Origin of the sequence: Vibrio sp. MACH09, from assembly GCF_033238805.1 — a bacterium.
GTDB lineage: Bacteria > Pseudomonadota > Gammaproteobacteria > Enterobacterales > Vibrionaceae > Vibrio.
Window position 1 is genome coordinate 2,487,221 of sequence record NZ_BSFZ01000001.1, and the last position, 21,451, is coordinate 2,508,671.

The 21,451-nt window shown below is 41.7% G+C and carries 24 protein-coding genes; 11 read left to right on the forward strand and 13 right to left on the reverse strand.

The features are described from left to right. Nucleotides 1-24: 24 nt before the first annotated feature. Nucleotides 25-228 (forward strand): YaeP family protein, encoded by a 204-nt coding sequence (locus CHJ_RS11150; RefSeq protein WP_171751415.1) that lies wholly within the window; start codon nucleotides 25-27, stop codon nucleotides 226-228. A 14-nt stretch (nucleotides 229-242) separates the two neighbouring features. Then, complete coding sequence (locus tag CHJ_RS11155) at nucleotides 243-434, forward strand: DUF4250 domain-containing protein (protein ID WP_171751414.1); 192 nt, start codon at nucleotides 243-245, stop codon at nucleotides 432-434. Nucleotides 435-520: 86 nt separating this feature from the next. Here the strand turns inward: CHJ_RS11155 and CHJ_RS11160 are convergent, their stop codons facing one another. Genes CHJ_RS11160 through dinB form a run of 3 tightly spaced genes read right to left on the reverse strand, consistent with a single transcriptional unit; the run spans nucleotide 521 to nucleotide 2,961 of the window. Further along, a complete protein-coding gene (locus CHJ_RS11160; protein ID WP_171751413.1) occupies nucleotides 521-1,273 on the reverse strand; it encodes a DUF2884 family protein in 753 nt (250 codons plus the stop codon). A gap of 52 nt (nucleotides 1,274-1,325) precedes the next feature. Next, on the reverse strand, nucleotides 1,326-1,832 hold the full coding sequence (locus CHJ_RS11165; RefSeq protein WP_317917691.1) for a GreA/GreB family elongation factor: 507 nt from the start codon (nucleotides 1,830-1,832) through the stop codon (nucleotides 1,326-1,328). 46 nt (nucleotides 1,833-1,878) lie between these two features. Beyond that, nucleotides 1,879-2,961, reverse strand: a complete 1,083-nt coding sequence (dinB, locus tag CHJ_RS11170) for a DNA polymerase IV (RefSeq protein WP_317918110.1) — start codon at nucleotides 2,959-2,961, stop codon at nucleotides 1,879-1,881. 175 nt (nucleotides 2,962-3,136) lie between these two features. On the opposite strand from dinB, the gene CHJ_RS11175 reads away from it, so the two are divergent. Next, entirely contained in the window at nucleotides 3,137-4,366 is a 1,230-nt protein-coding gene (locus CHJ_RS11175) for a diguanylate cyclase (RefSeq protein ID WP_317917692.1), read from the forward strand. A 109-nt stretch (nucleotides 4,367-4,475) separates the two neighbouring features. Here the strand turns inward: CHJ_RS11175 and nqrM are convergent, their stop codons facing one another. The 9 genes from nqrM to bolA all read right to left on the reverse strand — a co-directional run bounded on the left by nqrM (nucleotide 4,476) and on the right by bolA (nucleotide 12,480). Continuing rightward, the gene (gene nqrM / locus CHJ_RS11180) at nucleotides 4,476-4,709 is read right to left on the reverse strand and encodes a (Na+)-NQR maturation NqrM (RefSeq protein WP_171751411.1); all 234 of its coding nucleotides are present in this window, start codon (nucleotides 4,707-4,709) and stop codon (nucleotides 4,476-4,478) included. Between the two features lie 24 nt (nucleotides 4,710-4,733). Beyond that, a complete protein-coding gene (locus CHJ_RS11185; RefSeq protein WP_317917693.1) occupies nucleotides 4,734-5,771 on the reverse strand; it encodes an FAD:protein FMN transferase in 1,038 nt (345 codons plus the stop codon). Nucleotides 5,772-5,872: 101 nt separating this feature from the next. Next, nucleotides 5,873-7,099, reverse strand: coding sequence for an NADH:ubiquinone reductase (Na(+)-transporting) subunit F (nqrF, locus tag CHJ_RS11190; RefSeq protein ID WP_171751409.1), 1,227 nt, complete (start codon nucleotides 7,097-7,099; stop codon nucleotides 5,873-5,875). 35 nt (nucleotides 7,100-7,134) lie between these two features. Further along, on the reverse strand, nucleotides 7,135-7,731 hold the full coding sequence (gene nqrE, locus CHJ_RS11195) for an NADH:ubiquinone reductase (Na(+)-transporting) subunit E (protein WP_171751408.1): 597 nt from the start codon (nucleotides 7,729-7,731) through the stop codon (nucleotides 7,135-7,137). Between the two features lie 5 nt (nucleotides 7,732-7,736). Further along, a complete protein-coding gene (locus CHJ_RS11200) occupies nucleotides 7,737-8,372 on the reverse strand; it encodes an NADH:ubiquinone reductase (Na(+)-transporting) subunit D (RefSeq protein WP_171751407.1) in 636 nt (211 codons plus the stop codon). Then, nucleotides 8,372-9,148, reverse strand: a complete 777-nt coding sequence (locus CHJ_RS11205) for a Na(+)-translocating NADH-quinone reductase subunit C (RefSeq protein WP_171751406.1) — start codon at nucleotides 9,146-9,148, stop codon at nucleotides 8,372-8,374. The genes CHJ_RS11200 and CHJ_RS11205 overlap by 1 nt, the downstream gene beginning before the upstream one ends. Continuing rightward, nucleotides 9,138-10,379 carry an NADH:ubiquinone reductase (Na(+)-transporting) subunit B gene (locus CHJ_RS11210; protein ID WP_171751405.1) on the reverse strand — a complete coding sequence of 414 codons (1,242 nt, stop codon included), beginning with the start codon at nucleotides 10,377-10,379 and terminating at the stop codon, nucleotides 9,138-9,140. The genes CHJ_RS11205 and CHJ_RS11210 overlap by 11 nt, the downstream gene beginning before the upstream one ends. Nucleotides 10,380-10,382: 3 nt before the next feature. Continuing rightward, nucleotides 10,383-11,723 (reverse strand): Na(+)-translocating NADH-quinone reductase subunit A, encoded by a 1,341-nt coding sequence (locus tag CHJ_RS11215; protein ID WP_171751404.1) that lies wholly within the window; start codon nucleotides 11,721-11,723, stop codon nucleotides 10,383-10,385. Between the two features lie 448 nt (nucleotides 11,724-12,171). After that, complete coding sequence (bolA, locus tag CHJ_RS11220; protein WP_171751461.1) at nucleotides 12,172-12,480, reverse strand: transcriptional regulator BolA; 309 nt, start codon at nucleotides 12,478-12,480, stop codon at nucleotides 12,172-12,174. A 195-nt stretch (nucleotides 12,481-12,675) separates the two neighbouring features. On the opposite strand from bolA, the gene CHJ_RS11225 reads away from it, so the two are divergent. The 8 genes from CHJ_RS11225 to CHJ_RS11260 all read left to right on the forward strand — a co-directional run bounded on the left by CHJ_RS11225 (nucleotide 12,676) and on the right by CHJ_RS11260 (nucleotide 20,968). After that, nucleotides 12,676-13,806 (forward strand): methyltransferase, encoded by a 1,131-nt coding sequence (locus tag CHJ_RS11225; RefSeq protein ID WP_317918111.1) that lies wholly within the window; start codon nucleotides 12,676-12,678, stop codon nucleotides 13,804-13,806. A gap of 130 nt (nucleotides 13,807-13,936) precedes the next feature. Then, complete coding sequence (locus CHJ_RS11230) at nucleotides 13,937-14,509, forward strand: YajG family lipoprotein (protein WP_317917694.1); 573 nt, start codon at nucleotides 13,937-13,939, stop codon at nucleotides 14,507-14,509. Further along, nucleotides 14,509-15,057: a peptidylprolyl isomerase gene (locus CHJ_RS11235; protein ID WP_171751402.1), complete on the forward strand. Its 549-nt coding sequence runs from the start codon at nucleotides 14,509-14,511 to the stop codon at nucleotides 15,055-15,057. Before CHJ_RS11230 ends, CHJ_RS11235 begins: the two co-directional genes overlap by 1 nt. Before the next feature lie 201 nt (nucleotides 15,058-15,258). Next, on the forward strand, nucleotides 15,259-16,608 hold the full coding sequence (locus CHJ_RS11240) for an AmpG family muropeptide MFS transporter (protein ID WP_317917695.1): 1,350 nt from the start codon (nucleotides 15,259-15,261) through the stop codon (nucleotides 16,606-16,608). A gap of 796 nt (nucleotides 16,609-17,404) precedes the next feature. Further along, the gene (locus tag CHJ_RS11245) at nucleotides 17,405-18,166 is read left to right on the forward strand and encodes an outer membrane protein OmpK (RefSeq protein WP_171751400.1); all 762 of its coding nucleotides are present in this window, start codon (nucleotides 17,405-17,407) and stop codon (nucleotides 18,164-18,166) included. A 105-nt stretch (nucleotides 18,167-18,271) separates the two neighbouring features. Continuing rightward, on the forward strand, nucleotides 18,272-19,165 hold the full coding sequence (panE, locus tag CHJ_RS11250) for a 2-dehydropantoate 2-reductase (RefSeq protein ID WP_411861564.1): 894 nt from the start codon (nucleotides 18,272-18,274) through the stop codon (nucleotides 19,163-19,165). Continuing rightward, nucleotides 19,162-19,758, forward strand: a complete 597-nt coding sequence (locus tag CHJ_RS11255; RefSeq protein ID WP_317917697.1) for a DJ-1 family glyoxalase III — start codon at nucleotides 19,162-19,164, stop codon at nucleotides 19,756-19,758. Before panE ends, CHJ_RS11255 begins: the two co-directional genes overlap by 4 nt. A gap of 1 nt (nucleotide 19,759) precedes the next feature. After that, nucleotides 19,760-20,968, forward strand: a complete 1,209-nt coding sequence (locus CHJ_RS11260) for an aminotransferase class V-fold PLP-dependent enzyme (protein WP_171751398.1) — start codon at nucleotides 19,760-19,762, stop codon at nucleotides 20,966-20,968. Nucleotides 20,969-21,021: 53 nt separating this feature from the next. Here the strand turns inward: CHJ_RS11260 and CHJ_RS11265 are convergent, their stop codons facing one another. Beyond that, entirely contained in the window at nucleotides 21,022-21,444 is a 423-nt protein-coding gene (locus tag CHJ_RS11265; RefSeq protein ID WP_317917698.1) for a SufE family protein, read from the reverse strand. Between the last annotated feature and the right edge of the window lie 7 nt (nucleotides 21,445-21,451).

Here is a 21,451-nt window from a genome sequence, read left to right on the forward strand (position 1 = left end):
GATATTGCCATTTAGGAATTGATAATGAAAATATACGACTGCTGCAATCTGGTTCGCGAACTATATGCTCAAATAGGCAGTGGCGACCAAGGTTATATACCTCAAGCCATCACCTGTGCTTTAAAAACATTAAATGATATTGCTGCGGATGAGTCACTTCCCTTGGCAAGTAGAGAAAGAGCAGCCTTTGCCGCGGCAAACTTGCTTATATCCGATCATCAAGATTAATTAAGGTACCTATTATGGATTTGTCGAACTTCGCCAGCATGGATACCATAATGCTTATGAGTATCGTTAATTTAAAACTTAGAGATGATTTTGATGGCGACCTAGATGAGTTGGTCAAGTTTTTCGATATTGACCGAAAGGCGTTGGAAGAGAAGTTGGCAACTGCGGGGTTTGAGTTTTTGCCTGAAGCAAAACAGTTTAGATAAATAGCTATGTTCGGCGGGTTAAAGTAGTGAAAAGGCGAGCCGTAATGGCTCGCCTCTCTATTCTCTGTTGTTACCGCTACACCGGGCTAAATCAAAAACACTTTGTAATCTTTCAGTTGTGGAATTTTTTCATGTAGCATTTTCTCTTCTTCTGCTACTTTTTCTAGATCATCACAATACTGCTCTGCATCCTGCTTAATCTCTTTAGATTGCGTGCTAATTTTATCATCCAAGGTACTTTGCAAGTCAGCCAGCTTATCCTTTAACTCCGTTAAGTTAATACCGCCCTCTTGCTTCATCTTCTCCGTCAATGCATCAAAAGCACTGCTAAAGAACTCTGCATTGAAGGTCTTTTTCGCTTCGGCAAAATCCTCTTTCCAATTTGCCATTGCGTCACTAAAAGCGGCTTCTTGCAATACAAACTCGTTGCCTTTTTGGTAACGTTTTTCTAGACCATTAAAGAACTCTTCAAGCGCCTCTTTAACACTATTAAATGCTGCTGAATCACTGAAACTGGCAGATATATCATCTAATATACTTTTCGCAAGATCTAAGCCATTTCTGGCAATCTCTTTCGCTTTAGGCAGATACTCGTTCATGCTTTGACGATACTTCTCAACCGCTTCCCGCTGAACAGCGTCTAAATCCAGCTTTTCACCATTAATAAAAACATTATTGTCTTTATCAATCAGTACTTGAGGGGAGTCTTGCTGATAAATCTCTACTTTATTGCCATCTAAATGCACTTCGTTTTGAATGTCCACATTACACTGCCCTTGAACTTGGGCATGAGCATTAACTGCTACAAACATCATTAACGCTAACACTGTTTTTTTCATGGTTCCCTCAATACGCTGGTAAGTTAAGGTTAAGTCTAATCTGAGACGAAATCTAAATAATATCGACTATGGTATAGCAAACTTTTTTGTTTCCTAGCACAAGTTCAACATCATCATCGACACTTTTTCCTAATAGAGCACCACCTAATGGCGCTTTGCTGGTAACAATAACAATTTTATTTCCCTGATAGCAAACCGACACACCACCGGCACACGGACCCACAAAAAAAAGCTGCTCGATATCGTTTTCATCGCATACGGTGACAATACTTGCTAATGAGACAGTAGCTTGGCTATCCGTTTCGCAACGATGTTTAACATGATGCGGGTTCGCAGCTAATGTACGATATGCCGCGATATCTGCTTCACTCTGCTGTACTCGCAACGCCTGTCCATGCGCTAAATAAGAAGCTTCTAACGCCAAAGTATCATATTTGTGTTCTGGTATCGTCTCTTCGTCGGTCGCCGCGTCAATCGCCCTTTGTGTCGCACTACAGGCGATTTTATGTATAGCATATAACTCATCTAAAATTACATTGAGTAGTTCTGTCTTATTCACATTTACATTCAAGATAGGTTCTTACATCCAAATTCTATTTTAGTGGTTACAACTGCAACGTCAGTTGACGATTTTGGTCTTCAGGTTTCAGCATAACACTTAATCCAAGTAAGCGTATCTCTCTACCTTTCTGACGTTTAAGAATCTCTTTTAACAATTGACTAAAGTAATCGAGATCCAGCTCATTATGAACATGTTCTATCGTGGTTTGTTGAAAGTCCGCAAACTTCACTTTAATGCCTTGTTTTACAATCCGTTTATTGGCATCCACTTTCGCTAAACGTTTGTCTAATTCGGGATATAAAGTATCGGTAATCACTTGCCAGCACTGCTGATAAGTGGCGATATTCTGGCTAAAGGTTCGTTCTACTCCCACCGATTTTCGTTCTCGCTCTGGTTCAACTGAGCGGTGATCTATACCGTGACTTTTATTCCACAGCGAAGCACCGAGTCGACCGAATTGAAGCAACAACTCACGGTAATCACTGTTTTTAATATCTTCGCAAATAAAATAGCCTGCTTGATGAAGCTTCTCTAGACCAACCTTCCCCACTCCGGGAATTTTCTCTAATGGCAATTTATCTACTACTTTTTGTACCTCTTCCGGTGGAATCACGAACTGACCATTAGGTTTGTTCATATCGGAAGCCACTTTAGCCAAAAATTTAATCGGAGCAACGCCGGCAGAAGCCGTAAGATGTAACTCTTGCCATATATCCCTGCGTATCGCTTCGGCAATCAGTGTTGCAGAACCGTGTAGCTTTTCACAGTCCGTCACATCTAAAAACGCTTCATCTAATGAAAGCGGTTCAATCAATTGAGTATAACGCTGAAAGATCTCTCTAATTTGACCAGAAACGGAGACATATACCTGCATCCTGCCTGGAACAACCAACAGTTGAGGACAGAGTTTAATCGCTTGGCCGGTCGGCATGGCTGAGCGCACACCAAACTCACGCGCTTGGTAGTTACAAGTACTAATAATACCTCGCTGACGCTCTTTTCCACCCACCGCTATAGGGCGATCACGATAGTCAGGATTGTCTCGCATCTCTACCGCAGCATAAAAACAGTCCATGTCCACATGAATAATTTTTCTCTGCTTAGTACTCTTCTCTTGATCTGTCACTTTCTCTGCCACATCGCTCTCTGCCACAACTCTTTTATCTGGCACGATTACAAAACCATTAACTGTACATAAATACAGTATAATCTATTTTGCTGACATTCTAAATATTTGAAATTGCACCAGACACTCATAGCTATACAGGCTATATTTTATATAGCTTATATAGGAGAGTACATTGAACAATAGAGTTTTGATTGTGGAAGATAGCAAGGTTTATCGCAGCTATCTTGAATCCCAGTTTTCGAAAATCGACATACAAGTGGTGTTGTGTGAGTCATTTCAGCAGGCCAAAGAGATCATCGATAAAGACGTAAACTTCCTCTGTGCAGTTTTAGATTATTGCCTACCAGACGCCCAACATGGCGAAGTCATCGATTATGCACTAACCAAAAAGTTAAAAGTGGTTGTTCTTACCGCTAATTTTGACGAGCAGACAAGAGATTCCGTTTTAGAAAAAGGGGTCATAGACTACATATTAAAAGAGAATATGGCATCTGTTTCCTATCTATTGCCTTTAATATCTCGCTTAAACAATAATAAACATCATAAGGCGCTCATCGTCGACGATTCTAACGTTGTCAGACAACATTTAGCCACACTATTAGAACATCAATATATCACCACACTGCAAGCGGAGAACGGGCAGCAGGCGATTGAATTGCTGCAACAACACCGAGATATTACCTTGATCATCGCAGATCACAATATGCCCGTTAAAGATGGAATTACTATGACAAGAGAGATTCGTCGACAATATGATCGATCTCAATTGGCCATATTAGGTATTTCCAGTAGTGAGTCTCACAACATTACGGCGCGCTTTATCAAAGCTGGCGCGAATGACTTTTTGCATAAGCCATTTAACCAAGAAGAGCTGTTTTGCCGTATCAACAATATGCTGGAGATGAGAGACATCAGTGATGAGTTGTATAAAATGGCCAACCAAGATGCATTGACTGGATTATGGAATAGACGCTATCTGTTCCAGCACGCTTCAACATCCAAAGATAACTGTAATGTCGCCATGTTGGACATCGATTACTTTAAGAAAATAAACGACCATTATGGCCATGAGGGAGGCGATCAAGCACTAGTTACTTTAAGCCATATTATCTCTATCTACTTTTCCGAAGATTTGGTGGCTCGATTCGGCGGGGAAGAGTTTTGTATTATCAATTACGGCGATTATGAACAGTTCGTACAGCGACTAGAACGGTTACGCACGCGGGTAGAAAAAACGCCGATTGACTATCTCAACAAGCAGATTAATCTCACGATTAGCATTGGTGCAACTAGAGCGATTCGCAACTTGGATACCATGATACGCCATGCAGACGATAGGTTGTATCTGGCAAAAGAGAATGGTCGAAACCAAGTGATTTATAACGATGATTGCTTAGTTTAACCTCAATCTAGGATAGTTTGAGTCGTTGTGCTGGTTTATTCATTGCAAAAACAAGCGACGACAACTCTGTTATCCCACATTGAGGTTACAGAAGCGATATTACAAATGACTAAGCAATACGATCCTTATCCCATTCAGCCATTTTAGCTGCTCTTGCAGCAGCTTTTGCTTCTCTACGCTTACGTGCATCACACGGTTCAGGGCAGTTACACACTTTGTCGATACCCACAGCGCCAAGTCCACCACAGCTGCCTTTAACAACTTTCTTCTGGAAGATATAGCCTACCGCCATAGCGGTAATTACCAATAAAAACACACCAAATGTAATAAGAAATGTATTCACTAAAACACCTACTAATTAATTAACTTACTTTTTCAGATAACGGGAAAACGCATCTGAATAGACTTCTTTAAAGCCGTCTTCTGTCTTAACAAGCATAAAAACGGCCAGATCATGTTCGTTTGCCACTTTCATCGCAACTTCTTCGCCCAACACCATCAATCCAGTAGCTAAGCCGTCTGCCGTCATACAAGAAGGATGTAATGCGGTGACTGAAACGACTTTATGATTGATTGGTTTGCCCGTTTCTGGGTCGATGATATGTGAATAACGGATACCGTCACGCTCAAAGTAATTTCGATAATCACCAGAAGTTGCCACGGCCATATCACCCGGCTCAATAATTTCTTGAACCGCTCGTTGATCAACATCAGGTTTTTCAATAGCAATTCGCCAACCGATATTCTCGCGGTTTTTGCCTTTCATGCGGATCTCTCCGCCTACTTCTACCATGTAGTTCTCAATACCTTGAGACTCAATATAGTTGGCAACAACATCCACTCCCCACCCTTTTGCGATAGTGGAAAGATCAACGTATAAATCAGGGATATCTTTACTTAATCCCTTCTCTGTTACGGTTAAATGCTCTATGCCGACATTCGCACGGCGTGCGACTAACTCTTCATCGCTTGGTACCACTTCAGGTCGTCCTTCAGGACCAAAACCCCATAGATTCACCAAGGGACCAACCGTTACATCTAATGCGCCTAGAGTGAGCTGATTAAGGCGAATCGCCTCTTTCACGACAAGTACCGTCTCTTTAGATACGGCAAACTCATCTGAACTTTTATACTGATTAAAACGACTTAATTCTGATGTCTTTCGATAAGTAGACATCTGATCATTGACCTGCTCTAACAGGCGGTCAATTTCCTTCTGCAAAACGTCACTTGCCGGAACCGAGTCCGCGTTAATATATTTAACGTTATAAGAGGTCCCCATTGTTGGGCCTGTTAAATGCGTTTGCTCTCTACTGTCACTACAAGCTGTTACAAACAACAGCGAACTTAGCGCCAGTAGCAATAATTTAAATTTCGTTACGAACGTATTAGAGCGAGGCTTCATAGCCTTCTCCTTTTTGTTATATAAGGTAGTTGGGCATTGCTCAAAAACAAATGGCTGACCCTAAAGGGCCAGCCACATCCGATATCCATTAATGGTATAAATTAACCACCAAAGTCATCTAGTAAGATATTTTCATCTTCTACACCAAGATCTTTCAGCATACCGATCACGGCTGCATTCATCATTGGTGGACCACACATGTAGTATTCACAATCTTCAGGAGCATCATGATCCTTCAGGTAATTTTCATAAATTACGTTGTGAATAAAGCCAGTGTAACCGTCCCAGTTATCTTCTGGTAATGGATCCGATAACGCAACATGCCACTCAAAGTTATCGTTGTCCGCCGCTAGCTTATCGAAATCTTCGATGTAGAACATTTCACGCTTAGAACGAGCACCGTACCAGTATGTCATTTTACGTTTAGACTGAAGACGCAGTAGCTGGTCAAAGATATGAGAACGCATTGGAGCCATACCTGCACCACCACCGATAAATACCATTTCATTATCTGTTTCTTTAGCGAAGAACTCACCAAATGGTCCAGAAATAGTACACTTATCTCCCGCTTTTAATGACCAGATATACGAGGACATGATGCCCGGTGGTACGTCTGGGTTGTTTGGCGGAGGCGTTGCGATACGCACGTTCAGTTTAATCAGACCTTTCTCTTCTGGGTATGAAGCCATTGAGTAAGCACGGATAGAGTGCTCTTTAACGATAGACTCGTAGCGGAATAAGTTAAACTTATCCCAGTCTTCGCGGTACTCATCAGGTACATCAAAATCAGAGTATTTAATATGATGAGGGTCAGCTTCGATCTGGATATAACCACCAGCACGGAACGGTACTTCTTCCCCTTCAGGAATTTTAAGAACCAGTTCTTTGATAAAGGTCGCTTCATTGTCATTAGAAAGAACTTCACATTCCCACTTCTTAACACCGAAGATCTCTTCTGGTAGCTCGATATCCATGTCAGCTTTCACAGCAACCTGACAAGCTAGACGTTCGCCTTCACGAGCTTCACCTTTGGTGATGTGATCCAGCTCAGTAGGTAGAATGTCACCACCACCCGCTTTCACTTTCACACGACACTGACCACAAGAGCCACCGCCACCACATGCTGAAGATACGAAGATACCACTGCCCGCCATTGCGCTCAGTAGCTTGTCACCCGGAGAAGTAATAAAACTTTTTTCCGGATCGCCATTAACGGTGATAGTAACGTCACCTGATGGTACAAGCTTAGATTTGGCCACCAAAATGATGAGCACAAGCGCGAGTACAATCACGGTAAACATCACTACACCAAGAATAATGCTTTGCATTGACTATTCCTTATTTATTGTGTCGTTTACCCGACTTACAGTTGAACACCGGAGAAAGACATAAAGCCCAACGCCATCAAACCCGTTGTGATAAATGTAATACCCAATCCACGTAACCCTGGAGGTACGTCTGAATATTTCATTTTTTCACGGATACCCGCAAGTGCAACAATCGCTAGCATCCAACCTACACCAGAACCAAAGCCGTACACGACAGACTCAGCAAAGTTATAGTCACGTTGAACCATAAATGACACACCACCAAAGATGGCACAGTTTACGGTAATCAACGGAAGGAAAATGCCTAACGCGTTATACAGCGGCGGGAAGAAACGGTCTAGAACCATTTCTAGAATCTGAACTAACGCAGCAATAACACCGATAAAGGTAATAAAGTTCAAGAAGCTCAGATCAACACCAGCAACTAGGGCGCTATCTTTCAATACTAGGTTATAAAGTAGGTTGTTCACTGGTACCGCGATAGTCAATACCACGATAACGGCAACACCTAAACCAAAGGATGTTTTTACTTTCTTTGATACCGCAAGGAAAGTACACATACCCAAAAAGAACGATAAAGCTAGGTTTTCGATAAAAATCGATTTAACCAGCAAACTAATATAATGTTCCATTATGCCTACTCCTTCGCTTCAATCTGGTCAGGTCTTAAGATTCGGATACCCCAAATCATAAAGCCAATCAAGAAGAAGGCCGATGGTGCTAGAAGCATCATACCGTTCGGTTGATACCAACCACCTTCAGAAACGAGAGGAAGAACCTCCATACCAAACAGTTTTCCTGAGCCAAACAGCTCACGGAAGAAACCTACGGTAATTAATACGAAACCATAACCTAGGCCATTACCAATACCATCGATCAATGATGGTAGCGGCGCAGACTTCATTGCATATGCTTCCGCACGTCCCATTACGATACAGTTAGTAATGATAAGACCAACAAATACTGACAACTGTTTAGAGATGTCATATAGGTACGCTTTCAATACCTGATCGACAACAATTACCAAAGAGGCAATAATCGCCATCTGTACGATAATACGCACACTGTTTGGAATGTGGTGACGGATAACCGAAACGAAGAAGTTAGAGAATGCGGTTACAAAAATAACCGCTAAGGTCATTACGAACGCCGTCTCTAGTTTTGTAGTTACCGCTAATGCAGAACAAACACCTAACACCTGTAAGGCGATCGGGTTGTTGTCCATTACAGGAGCAAGAAGGTTCTTTTTCATGTCTTTAATATCTGCTGACATTAGTTCAGTCCTCCATCACGAACTTTGGCAAGGAAAGGACCAAAGCCCATATCACCTAACCAAAAATCAAAGGTATTTTGCACGCCGTTCGCCGTTAATGTAGCGCCAGATAGACCATCTACACCATGCATTGAGCCCGCTGGTGCTCCGCCTTTAACAATTTCAATTGCTGGTTTGTCTTCATCATCAAACAATTTCTTACCAACAAACTGACCACGCCAGCGAGGGTTTTCTATCTCACCACCTAGCCCAGGAGTTTCACCTTGCTCGTAGTAAGTAATACCCGCAACTGTATTACCATCGGTTTCAACGGCAACGAATGCGTACATCATTGACCATAGACCGTTACCATGAACAGGAAGAATGATTTTTGAAATCTTATCATCTTCTTTTACAAGGTAAACAAGGCCTGTATTGGCACGACGAATAATTTTAGCGGTATCCTCATCAGAGCTAAGCTTGATAGATACATCACCTTTGGTTTCTTTTGCCGCTTTACGTTGGTCATATGTAGCGGCATCACCGTCTACAAAATCACCTGTGGCAAAATCAACTAAACGAGGTTCAATATATTGAGCAAATAACTCAGGGATAGAGCCTTCTTTTCCAGTTAGACCCGCAACTTCAACAATGTTGCTCTGCTTATCTAAAACTGCGTTTGCTTGCTGTTTATCGCGTAAGAATACTGCGGCTGCCGATACGACAACTGAGCACACTAAACTCAATGCGATAACAACAAACAGCGTTTTCTTAATGCTATCGTTATTACTTGCCATAGCGCGCCAGCCTCCGCTTCACATTCTTCTCAATTACTAAGTAGTCAAACAGTGGTGCAAACAGGTTAGCAAATAGTATTGCTAGCATCATTCCTTCTGGGTACGCAGGGTTAACCACACGAACCAACACACACATAAGACCAATTAGTATCCCGTAAGCCCACTTACCTTTATCGGTAAATGATGCGGATACAGGGTCCGTAGCCATAAAGAACATACCGAATGCAAAACCACCAAGCACTAAGTGCCAATGCCAAGCCATTTGGAACATTGGGTTGGTGTCAGAGCCGATAACGTTAAACAGCGTTGAAGTAACAATCATACCCAGCATAACGCCAGCAATAATACGCCATGAAGCAATGCCCATGTAAACAATCATCGCAGCACCAATCATAAGTGCTAAGGTAGAAACTTCGCCGATAGAACCAGGAATGTTACCGATGAAAGCGTCAAGCCAAGTGATGGTATCGCCAGTGACGTTATTGATTAACGCACCGCTGCCACCATTCGCCCATTGACTTAATGCAGTTGCACCAGAGAAGCCATCTGCTGCTGTCCATACAACGTCACCCGAAATTTGTGCAGGATAAGCGAAGAATAGGAAAGCACGACCAGCTAATGCAGGGTTAAGGAAGTTACGCCCAGTACCACCAAATATCTCTTTAGCGACAACAACACCAAAAGTAATACCCAGTGCTGCTTGCCATAGTGGCAATGTTGGCGGAACAATCAGTGCAAACAGGATAGAAGTAACAAAAAAGCCTTCATTCACTTCATGTTTACGCACGATACAGAACAGTACTTCCCAGAAACCACCAACAGCAAATACCACACCGTAGATAGGCAAGAAGTAAGTTGCACCAAGTAGCATCATCGAGCCCCAGCCCGCCTCACTACTCACCGTACCACCGATAGCTTCGACCAACCAATAGTGCCAGTTACCCGCAATGACTTCTGCCAATTGCGCGCCTTGATACATATGGTTCAAAGCAACAACAGCTTGATGACCAGAGTTGTACATGCCCCAAAACATTGCTGGGAACACGGCAAACCACACCATAATCATGATGCGCTTAAGGTCAACACTGTCACGTACGTGTGAACTTCTTTGGGTTACTGTACCCGGGGTGTAGAACAGAGTTGCGGTTGCTTCAAAAAGTGGGTACCACTTTTCAAGTTTACCACCCGCTTCAAAATGCGGTTCTATGTCCTCAAATAATTTCTTAAGCATGGATCACCCTTCCTTCTCAATCGTATCCAGAACATCACGAAGCATGACGCCAAATTCGTATTTGCCCGGACATACATAGGTGCACAATGCCAAATCTTCTTCGTCTAGCTCTAAACACCCTAGGCGTTGAGCGCTATCGCTGTCGCCAGCACATAAATCACGAAGGAGAAGCGTTGGCTCCATATCTAAAGGCATCACTTTTTCATAGTTGCCAATTGGCACCATGGCACGCTCACCACCATTCAGTGATGTCGTCATATTGAAAAGCTGACCTTTAAACAGGTGGCTAAGGAAAGAGCGCGTTACTGAGAACTTGTTTTTGCCCGGCATCGCCCAGCCAAACAGTTCTTTTTCACGGCCTTCACGCAGTACAGAGACTTGTTGATGATAACGACCCAAGTAAGCATGAGGCCCTTGAGCATGAACACCAGACAACACCGAACCTGAGATAACACGTACCTCACCCGGCATGATCTCGCGCTCAACGATATCATTAATACATGCACCCATATGCGTTCTGACTAAACGAGGGTTAGTCACAACAGGACCCGCTAATGCCACGACGCGATCAGTATAAATTTCACCAGATAGGAATAACTGACCAAAAGCAATAACGTCTTGGTAATTGATGCTCCAAGCGACATGCTCTGCACTAACAGGGTATAGATGATGCATATGTGTACCGACTAACCCTGCAGGGTGAGGGCCGTCAAACACATGCTCTTCCACATTAGAGGCATTGCTCTTAGGAAGGCTTGTGCCTTTCTTACATACATACACTTTGTCATCAGACAGACGGGAGAGAATATCCAACCCTGCCACAAAGGCGTCAGATAGTTCATTAATTATCACTTCAGGATCAGCAGACAATGGATTTGTATCCATTGCAGTGACAAAGATCGCTTTAGTGTGGGCATCAATTGCCGGAACCTTACTAAACGGACGAGTTCGCAAAGCAGTCCACATGCCAGAATCAATCAGTTGCTTTTTAATCGCATCACGATCAAGAGAAACTAATTCATTGGCTGCATAGCTATCAAACGTGATTTGCTCTTCACCGGCTACTTCAATCACAACAGATTGGAGTACACGTTTAGCACCACGGTTTACTTCGATAACTTTACCACTTGCAGGTGAAGTGAAAATAACACCAGGATTCTTTTTATCAGCAAAAAGAACTTGCCCTTTCTTCACTTCATCACCTACGCGGACATGCATTGTTGGACGCATTCCCACGTACTCTTCGCCTAGCAAGGCGACTTTTTTGACGGGATTACCGTCATTAATCACCTGGGCAGGAGCTCCCGAGATCGGAAGGTCTAAACCCTTTTTTATTGTAATCATACGCACTTGCACTATTTTATCGGAAAAAAGATTCTTTAATTGCGTAACTTATAGACACGACATGAATTGTGTCCGGTTTCGGTGCTTCTTTGGCACCAAAATCGCAACATTTCGTTAAAATTCTCTTTACATAAAATGTAAGAAGAATTTTCAGGTTCGGTAGTTTAGCATTTTTTGTTGTCTAGACGCCAATACCAATCCTATTGATAAACACTATTTCTTATGCACATTTCGTTCAGAATGGGATCTAATCCTAATAACTTTGAAGTTAAGCACAATTGTTAAAAAACATTATATATTACCTCATCGCATTTCTTTATATCTTGCATTTTTGTTAATAATACTGAACATTTTTACATTGTTACTGAAATAAGTATGTGCTAGATGAAATTCAACCTTCAGCAGGTTAACCGAGTAGCCATCGCTACTCAGATGCATTATTGACAGGCTACTTTCCGCCCCCCATACAGTTCGGAGAGTCAGGGACCAAGCCGCTTTCAATTTTCCACTCTGACTGAGTATAGGTATGAATGGAAAGAGCATGTATATTTTCTTGCAACTCCGACATCAAAACTTGATTAACTTTACGGTGCCGACTAATTAATCGCTCTCCGTCAAAGTCATCACTGACCACCACCACTTTAAAATGGCTTTCTGATCCTGCCGGTACATTATGCATATAACTTTCATTTATAACTTGAAGATAAATTGGCGAAAACGCATTGTGTAGTTTGGTTTCTATCTGTTCTTGTAGCATGTTTTTATCTCTAAACCTTAGCCGAGTAATGATACTTATCATTCTATACGACCTTAATACCTAATTATGAGTAATTGCTTACGTTACCATCACAAAAAAGCACCGTAGACAACTATGTAATTTTTGGTTCACTGTTTACAGCGCTTTTGAGACAATAAACAGATACTTTCAGTACCGATCCTATAAATGAACGAAATTAAAACACAGTTTACATATAATGAACGCATATTGACGCTGCTGCGTTTCCCTAAACGAGCAAATGAATCTTTTCAAGCTTGGGATGCTGGTGATGAATATTTAATTCACTACGTTGAAGGGATGGACCTCAAAGAGCAGCGAAATATTCTCATACTCAACGATCATTTCGGTGCTCTTTCTTGTTGGTTTGCCGAAAAGCACAATGTCACCTTAATGAGCGACTCTTACATTTCTCACCAAGGTACGCTTAACAATTTAAAAAGAAACCAATCACCTCACATCCAGTTTATGCACTGCTTAGACAATATCGCTGACAATATTGATTTGGTGCTATTCCAACTACCAAAAAGTAACCGCTTACTAACTTGGCAATTATCGCAGTTAAAGAGAAGCATAAGGAAAGACTGTCCAGTCATTGCCGTTAATAAAGCGAAGGATATTCATAGCTCAACCTTAGCTCTTTTTGAAAAACACCTGGGCACTACAACAACCTCTTTAGCCAAGAAAAAGCATCGACTCATCTTTAGTCGTGCAGACAATATCAATCCAGCCGAAGCTCCTTCTGTCATTGAGTGGCATGTTGACGGAGAAAACTACTCGCTACAGAATTTTGCCAATGTTTACTCAGGAGAAAGTCTTGATCTAGGTGCTCGATTTATGCTGCAACACATCCCAGCAAGCCCTGACATTAAACACATAATAGATCTAGGCTGCGGTAACGGTGTTTTGTCTATTAAAGCAGGGCAATTAAACCCCCAAGCTAAGATTACTTCTGTTGATGAAAGCTTTATGGCGGTTGAATCAGCAAGAATCAACTTAACATCTGCGCTAGGAAGCGACAGAGAAATAGACTGCATTGCAAACAACTGCTTAGATGGTTTTGACAAAAGTTGTGCTGATCTCGTGCTCTGCAATCCTCCGTTTCATCAACAAAATGCCATAACGGATCATATTGCTTGGCAGATGTTCTGTGACGCTAAGCATGTTCTTAACACTGATGGTAAATTATTGGTTATCGGTAACCGTCACCTAGGCTACGATAAGAAACTGGCGAGGCTATTTGGAAACAATAAGGTTTCACTGATTGCATCGAACAATAAATTTGTTATTTTACAAGCAACTAAATAGTAGAATACGCCCTATTGAGCTGTTACAGCAAAATACAGCCTAGGTTATAAATCCATACGCCCGTATAGTGTTCAAATGAGTGTGGATTGAGAAAAATCTAGGCACGAGCAAAACATAAAGGAAATTAACCATGAAAAAATTGATCTTCGCAGCCTCTCTGGTTCTGTTAGCCGCATGTTCATCATCTCCAGAAGAGCCACAAGTCAACTTCATGCCTAACGCTACCACGAGTCAAAACAGAGTGGTTGATAACCTAGCCGTCTCGCTAGACAGCAGAGACGTGCGCTCAGCCCAATATGTTGCACTTATTGATACTGGCCGAAACAATATTCAACCCGTACATGCAAAACAGAACGTGCGCATCACGTTAGAGTCCGCACTGACTGATCAACTACTGTCTCAAGGCTATAAAATCACCGTTAATAGTCCAAACACGCTTACATTGGAAATTGTTGAGTTATTGGTCAATGTTAAGCACAGTGTAATGTCCAATGAGATGGACGCAAAAGTGACGCTTCAAATCACCGCTGAAACACCAGAAGGTAAATTGGTTAAAACATTCAATGGTACCGCAAGCAAAAGCGGGACATTTAGTGCTTCAGACGCTGAAATTGAACAAGTCATCAATAATATTACCAACTTAGTTCTCGCTGAAATTGCAACCGATAAAGAATTAAACAGCTACATGAAGGAACGCTTCTAATGAAAAAGACGATTATCGCCCTAGCATGCTTATTTAGCGCCTCTTTAATGGCGGCTCCTAACGTTATTTTTGAAACCACTCAGGGTAATTTTACCGTAGAGTTAGATTCAGAAAATGCTCCCGTGACGACAGAAAATTTTCTTAAGTATGTTGAAGATGGAAGCTATGAAGGTACCATTTTTCATCGCGTGATCCCGACATTCATGGCTCAAGGAGGTGGTTTTGATACGGATATGAAATCGAAACCTTCTTATCCAGCAATTAAGAATGAAGGCAGCAACGGGTTAAAAAATAAAGTCGCTACAATCGCCATGGCAAGAACATCAAATCCAGATTCAGCGACTAGACAGTTTTTCATAAATTATGCCGATAACGACTTTTTAGATTATCAACAAGGCGGCAATCCGGGTTATGCCGTATTTGGTAAAGTAACGAAAGGTTTTGAGAACGTTCAATCTATGGCTAAACAACCAACCAAATCTTTTGGGCGTTATCATGACGTACCGGCTACCGCAATTGTTATCAATAAAGTAACCGTACAAAAATAAAACCATCCTACCCATAGGCCGATAATATATCGGCCTTTTTTAATCTTAATAACCAACTCGTTTCCCTGTGGTTCATCACTTCTTTATAGTGAGTACCCACTCAATCTGTTTTGGTTATCAATTTAACGACATTAGCCATAAATAGTTGCTATGGTTTAATTTCGCAATACGACCTGTGATAGGTGTAACAAGGAGTGTTTGATGACACAGCAAATGTCTTGGCGTGAGACATTCAAAAGCTATTTAGACAGAAAACTTATCTGGGTATTCATGCTCGGCTGTTCAAGCGGTTTTCCGTGGGTGCTAATTGGCTCTAATATGTCTGGCTGGCTAAAAGATGCAGGGCTAACTCGAGCCGCAATTGGTTACTTTGGCTCTGTCTTCGCCGTGTACGCCATTAATTTTCTCTGGGCGCCACTTGTTGATAGGGTGAAGCTCCCTCTACTGCATCGTTCACTAGGGCAGAGAAGAAGCTGGATCATACTATGCCAATTTGTCATTTTGATCTGCACGCTCTTTATTGCGGGAGTGAACCCTGCTAACGATTTGATGTTTACCTCGATGCTGGCTCTCGGCATTGCTATCGCTTCTGCTACGCAGGATATCGCTATTGATGCCTACCGTATCGATACATTTCCAAAATCTCAGTCAAGTAAACTCCCTCAAGCATCTGCAATGGCAGTAATGGGATGGTGGACAGGTTATTCACTGCCAGGTTATCTCGCCTTTATCAATGCCGACAGCATTGGCTGGAACGGTGTATTTTATGGTATGGCAGGAGTGCTAGCCGTTTTAATCATATTTACCCTACTGGTAGGTGAACCTAAAACGGATAGGGAAGCCTTACAACAGAAAGCAGAGCAAAGACATAGCAAAGTCGTTGGTTCTCGGATAGGCGCTTGGTTTACTGTTACGGTTATTGAACCATTTCTCGATTTCTTTAAAAGGAATGGTGTTCAAGTTGCCGTCACACTGCTGCTGTTTGTATTTTTATTCAAGATCGGTGAAGCCTTTTTAGGCAGAATGTCCATAACCTTCTATAAAGAAGTTGGCTTTAGCAATGAGCAAATCGGTCACTATTCAAAGCTGTTGGGATGGTGGGTGACTATCTTCTTTACCCTTGTGGGTAGCATGTTTAATGTTAAATTTGGCATTGTACGTGGGCTGATGATTGGTGGGATCGCTATGGCATCCAGTAACTTAATGTTCGCATGGATAGCCTCTGTTGGTCCTAATGAACACTTGTTCTTAGCCACTATCATAGTAGATAACTTTACTACCGCATTCTCAACCGTCGCTTTTGTATCTTTCCTAACAGTACTGACTGGACAAGCCTTTTCTGCCACTCAATATGCGCTCCTTGCATCTCTTGGCAATTTTGGCAGGACAACCTTAGCCTCTTTCAGTGGTGAACTCGCTGACTATTTAAACAACTGGCCACTGTTCTTCGTTCTTACTGCCGTAATGGTTATTCCAAGCTTAGTTATGCTCTATTCGTTGCGTCACTATTTCGCCGATATCTTAGAAAAAGCTCGTTCACAGAAAGAGTAGTCATACTTTAATCTATCTTGCTGCGGTAGAAACCCCATTCACCGTAGCAAGATTCCACGCTCCTGAGGTGGCATATCTAGCTAGCTTGGGATAATGAAAATGTTACCTGTTGCACAAATGTCTAAAATTTCTCCAATTTCTCCAGTTATATATCACTCATACAAATTATTTATTTCTTAGCCTATTTAATCCGTTAAATTAATAAAACAAGCTGACTTCCTCATTAGTAAAATAACACTACCTATTTTAATTATATATATAACACTCATTTTAGTTTTATTACTCTAATCAATTATTAATAGTAAATATCAATATATTTTACCTAAGTAATTGATATAAATAACAATAAATAAACCAAGCAACACAGATCACCTTTTCAATAAAAACGTTTGCTTTTACAAAAACAACAATTATGGTTAACGATTAAAAACTCAGCAAACAACAAACGCCGCAAAAATACAAAAATACATATAAAACAAACACTTAAGCACAAGCAAAGCATATCATCAACAAAATATACATATGAATTATATTTAACAACAACTATATCAATAAGAAATATAACGGGACACAAATCACATTTACAATGCAACTTTTATGCAAGAAATACCAATTACTCAACAATAACAAAATAGATCAAAGAAATAAGATCTAGATCACTAATTATTTCCACTTTTATATTAAAACTCACTTTTAATTTGAACTTTTATCGCTATTATTTGCCGCCTATGGAATAAGCAGGTCACGGAAGGATCCGCTATATTTAAATTCACATTTTTGAAAAGAGTATCCTTTTATGCGTAAATCAATTATTGCACTTGGCGTTTTAGCTGCAGCTGCTTCAGTTCCAGCTCAAGCAGAGTATCTATTTGGTTTTGGTAGCATGTATGTTGACTACCAAGTATGGGACCAAGGTTTTGGTAATGATGACGATAACTTTGGTGGAGATATTAGCAAACGTAACCAAGCAGTAATTGGTATTGACGGTGGTGCTGTATTCGACTGGGGTCAAATCTACGGTTTCTATGACTATGAAGGTGTTGATCGTGCTGGGGATGACCGCGGTGCATCAGCAAAAGGAACCATTCACTACAACCTAACTGAATCAGGCGTTAGTTTATACGCTCAGGTTTATAATACCGATGCAGATAAATCAAACTTCCACGAGCAAAACCGTGTTCTTGGTTTAGGCTACACTGGCTTAAAAGGTGACGGTTGGGGCTTTACACCATTTATTGGTGCCCACCAAATCAACACCAAAGATAACACTGGTGCCAATGGCGGCATGGTTGGTTGGGTAGGTTACTATGCCACTGAGATCGCTGGTGAGAAATTTACTTTCTCAAGCTGGGGTGAATACGAATTTGCACGTAACGATGCTTATTCTAAAGCTCAAAGCACTAGCAGCGAGAGCTGGGGTCTAAATGGTAGCTTAAATGCTATGTGGAACTTCCACGAAAATTGGTCAACAGGTGTGCTATACCGCTTTACTGTAAACAAACTAGCACGTAAAGATTACCAAGACTTATTAATATATCGTGTACAGTACACTTTCTAAGTTTCTGTAAAAAACGGACAAAAAAGGCGCATTTGAGCGCCTTTTTTATTGCATTCCATTTCCCTATCGCTATCCTTTGTGCAAACATCATCAGAGAACGTTCCATTGAATATCACCATCTTAGGAGCAGGGGCAATTGGTTCACTGTGGGCCAACTACTTACATAATGCCGGACATAACGTCAGTCTCTGGTTAAGAAATCCAACCTCTTCTAATCAAAGTATCCGCCTAGACCAAGCAGCCACTGTAAATTTTCCAGTGAATAACAAGCAGGCGTTATCTCAAGCCGATATGGTGTTAGTCACGGTAAAATCTTGGCAAATTAAAGACGCGATCTTACCACTGAAAACAATACTCCATCCCGATACCATTCTACTCTTTATGCATAATGGTATGGGGGCTGTCGAACAGATTGACCATCTCTTTCAACACTCTCCAATTGTGTTGGCGACGACAACTCATGCATGCTTAAAGAAAGGTCATGGGGATTTTTATCATACTGGTAAAGGCGTCACCCATCTCGGAGGGCACAATGAAAGAGGTCGTCAGTGTCAATTTTTACAGCCCGTACTTCAACACGCTCTTGCCGAAGTTACATGGAGCGACGATGTTCGCCAAAGCCTATGGCAAAAGCTAGTCATTAACTGTGCCATTAATCCATTAACAGCAATAGAAAAGTGTAAAAATGGAGTATTAACCAAAGAGAAGTACCAGCATACAATTTCGATGATTGTTGAAGAGGCATCTGCCGTGATAACAGCCGAGAAAATAAATATAGAGACCGATACACTGCTAGAAACGGTATATACGGTCATCAAGGCAACGTCAGAAAATTATTCTTCCATGCACCAAGATGTTCTGAACCATAGAACAACCGAAATAGATTATATTACCGGTTACCTATGCCGTACAGCCAAAAAACATCAACTTAATGTAGACACCAATTTGTCGCTATATAATAAGATAAAACAGACCGAAGATTTGTGGAGAACCTCATGAGCCATAGTATCCTTGTTCCAATTGCTCCTGGAACAGAAGAGATGGAAGCAATAACCATTATTGACGTCCTAGTTAGAGCTGGGTACAAAGTAACCGTTGCCAGTGCTGATTTTGACGGCAAATTATCAATGAAAGCGTCAAGAGGTGTGACCTTAACAGCAGACTGTAAATTAGTGGATATTGCTGATGAAGAGTTTGACGTCATCGCGCTACCAGGTGGCGTTGAAGGAGCGGAAAACTTTAGAGATAGCCCTGTTCTCATAGAGATGATCAAACAACAAAAATACGATGGTCGTTGGGTCGCCGCTATCTGCGCCTCACCTGCTATTGTATTGCAAACTCACAACCTCTATCCCGATGCATTAATGACCTGTCATCCGAATTTTCAATCTGATATTGCGGCGAATAACTGGCGACCTAAACGTGTCACTATCGATGTCACTCATAAACTCATCACCAGCCAAGGCCCCGCCACCGCGATAGAATTTGCGATGGAAATCATCATTCTTTTATCAGGAAAAGCACACGCTTGGTCAATTGCAGAACCCATGGTTACCCTGCCAACTCTTCACTATCATATTCTGGGCAAATAGAATGTTAGATATATCCTCAATTCGTAACCAATTTAAAGCGCTAACGTCCAAAGACAAGACGAATTTAACTTATCTTGATAGTGCTGCAACGACCCAAAAACCCGATCATGTGATCAACACTATTCAACATTACTATCAAAATCAAAATGCTAATGTGCATCGTGGCAGCCATCAGTTAACAGCCCAAGCAACCAGCTCATTTGAGTCAGCCCGAGAAATTGTTCAGCAATTTGTTGGCGCTCGTTACAGTAAAGAGATTATCTGGACAAAAGGAGCAACAGAATCGGTCAATTTGATTGCTCAAACCTACGCAAGAAATACCCTAAAGCCAGATGATGAGATATTGGTGAGCGAGATGGAGCACCACGCCAATATTGTACCGTGGCAAATAGTCGCAGAGCAGACGGGAGCGAAAGTGGTAAAAATTCCGATGCTTAGCGACTGCACTCTGGATATGCAGGCGTTTAAACATCTGCTTTCCCATAAAAGCAAGATCGTTGCCGTTGCTCATATTACCAATGTGACGGCGACTCGTAACCCGATTGAAGAGATCATCGCCTTATCGAACGAGGTGGGCGCTATCACTGTAATCGACGGAGCTCAAGGTATTGTGCACGAACCGCTTAATCTGGAAGAATTAGGAGCTGATTTCTACCTTTTCTCCGGCCATAAGCTATATGCTCCAACTGGAATCGGTGTACTGTACGGAAAACTATCCATACTAGAGCAAATGCCGCCATGGCACGGTGGTGGCAAAATGGTGGAAAAGGTCTCTTTTACAAAAACAACCTACTCTTCTTTGCCGGGTAAATTTGAAGCCGGAACGCCAAACATTGCTGGTGCGATCGCACTGGCATCTGCTATCACTTGGTTAAAACAGTTTGATTTAGCCCAAGTAGAAAAACACTTGCACTCATTACAGCACGAAGCGTTTCGACAATTATCGGCCATCGAAGATATCAATATCATTGGCTATCAACCCAATGGAGCCATTATTAGTTTTACGATTGATGGCGTTCATCATCAAGATATCGATACCCTGCTCGATCAACAAGGTATCGCAGTGCGCTCAGGGCATCACTGTGCTCATCCATTTATGGACGCACTAGGAATAAAAGGAACGGTGCGTGTATCATTTGCTATCTATAACACGCTAGAAGACGTAGATAAGTTAGTTAAAGCCGTAAAAAAAGCGGTCGATATGCTTTAGCCTAGAAGAGATAAACAGGCAACAGCGTGCAGCAAAATACCCACGCAGTAGCTCTATATCGCTCGATTTTTAATCTGCTCCACTATCGCATACAGTCCGTTGCCTCGTGACGGGCTTAGATGTGATATTAAGCCTATTTTTTCAAAATAGTCTTCTACATCAAACTGTTGGATTTCTTGGCTGGTTTTTCCATTAAATGCAGCCATGACAAGCGCAATCAATCCTCTCACAATTCTGGCGTCAGAATCAGCTTGAAAATACCAAACATTCTGGCTCTGCTTACTGATGAGCCAAACCTGACTTTCACAGCCCGCTACCATGACCTGTTCGGTTTTAAAACTATCATCCATCATGGGCAGCATTTTCCCCCACTTAATCACTTGACGGTACTTGTCTTCCCAGTGATTGAAGGACTGCATTGTATCAACAATGGTTTTAGCGGTAATTTCATTACCAAAAACAGTATTCGTCATCATCGTTGCT

Excerpts from the sequence above, each read along its gene's own strand:
- nqrE (WP_171751408.1), bottom strand. The coding sequence starts at position 7,731 with ATGGAACATTATATTAGTTTGCTGGTTAAATCGATTTTTATCGAAAAC.
- CHJ_RS11245 (WP_171751400.1), top strand. The coding sequence starts at position 17,405 with ATGCGTAAATCAATTATTGCACTTGGCGTTTTAGCTGCAGCTGCTTCA.
- CHJ_RS11160 (WP_171751413.1), bottom strand. The coding sequence starts at position 1,273 with ATGAAAAAAACAGTGTTAGCGTTAATGATGTTTGTAGCAGTTAATGCT.
- CHJ_RS11210 (WP_171751405.1), bottom strand. The coding sequence starts at position 10,379 with ATGCTTAAGAAATTATTTGAGGACATAGAACCGCATTTTGAAGCGGGT.
- nqrF (WP_171751409.1), bottom strand. The coding sequence starts at position 7,099 with ATGCAAAGCATTATTCTTGGTGTAGTGATGTTTACCGTGATTGTACTC.
- CHJ_RS11260 (WP_171751398.1), top strand. The coding sequence starts at position 19,760 with ATGTTAGATATATCCTCAATTCGTAACCAATTTAAAGCGCTAACGTCC.
- CHJ_RS11265 (WP_317917698.1), bottom strand. The coding sequence starts at position 21,444 with ATGATGACGAATACTGTTTTTGGTAATGAAATTACCGCTAAAACCATT.
- CHJ_RS11200 (WP_171751407.1), bottom strand. The coding sequence starts at position 8,372 with ATGTCAGCAGATATTAAAGACATGAAAAAGAACCTTCTTGCTCCTGTA.
- CHJ_RS11150 (WP_171751415.1), top strand. The coding sequence starts at position 25 with ATGAAAATATACGACTGCTGCAATCTGGTTCGCGAACTATATGCTCAA.
- CHJ_RS11215 (WP_171751404.1), bottom strand. The coding sequence starts at position 11,723 with ATGATTACAATAAAAAAGGGTTTAGACCTTCCGATCTCGGGAGCTCCT.
- bolA (WP_171751461.1), bottom strand. The coding sequence starts at position 12,480 with ATGCTACAAGAACAGATAGAAACCAAACTACACAATGCGTTTTCGCCA.
- CHJ_RS11185 (WP_317917693.1), bottom strand. The coding sequence starts at position 5,771 with ATGAAGCCTCGCTCTAATACGTTCGTAACGAAATTTAAATTATTGCTA.
- CHJ_RS11155 (WP_171751414.1), top strand. The coding sequence starts at position 243 with ATGGATTTGTCGAACTTCGCCAGCATGGATACCATAATGCTTATGAGT.
- CHJ_RS11255 (WP_317917697.1), top strand. The coding sequence starts at position 19,162 with ATGAGCCATAGTATCCTTGTTCCAATTGCTCCTGGAACAGAAGAGATG.
- CHJ_RS11205 (WP_171751406.1), bottom strand. The coding sequence starts at position 9,148 with ATGGCAAGTAATAACGATAGCATTAAGAAAACGCTGTTTGTTGTTATC.
- CHJ_RS11240 (WP_317917695.1), top strand. The coding sequence starts at position 15,259 with ATGACACAGCAAATGTCTTGGCGTGAGACATTCAAAAGCTATTTAGAC.
- CHJ_RS11235 (WP_171751402.1), top strand. The coding sequence starts at position 14,509 with ATGAAAAAGACGATTATCGCCCTAGCATGCTTATTTAGCGCCTCTTTA.
- CHJ_RS11230 (WP_317917694.1), top strand. The coding sequence starts at position 13,937 with ATGAAAAAATTGATCTTCGCAGCCTCTCTGGTTCTGTTAGCCGCATGT.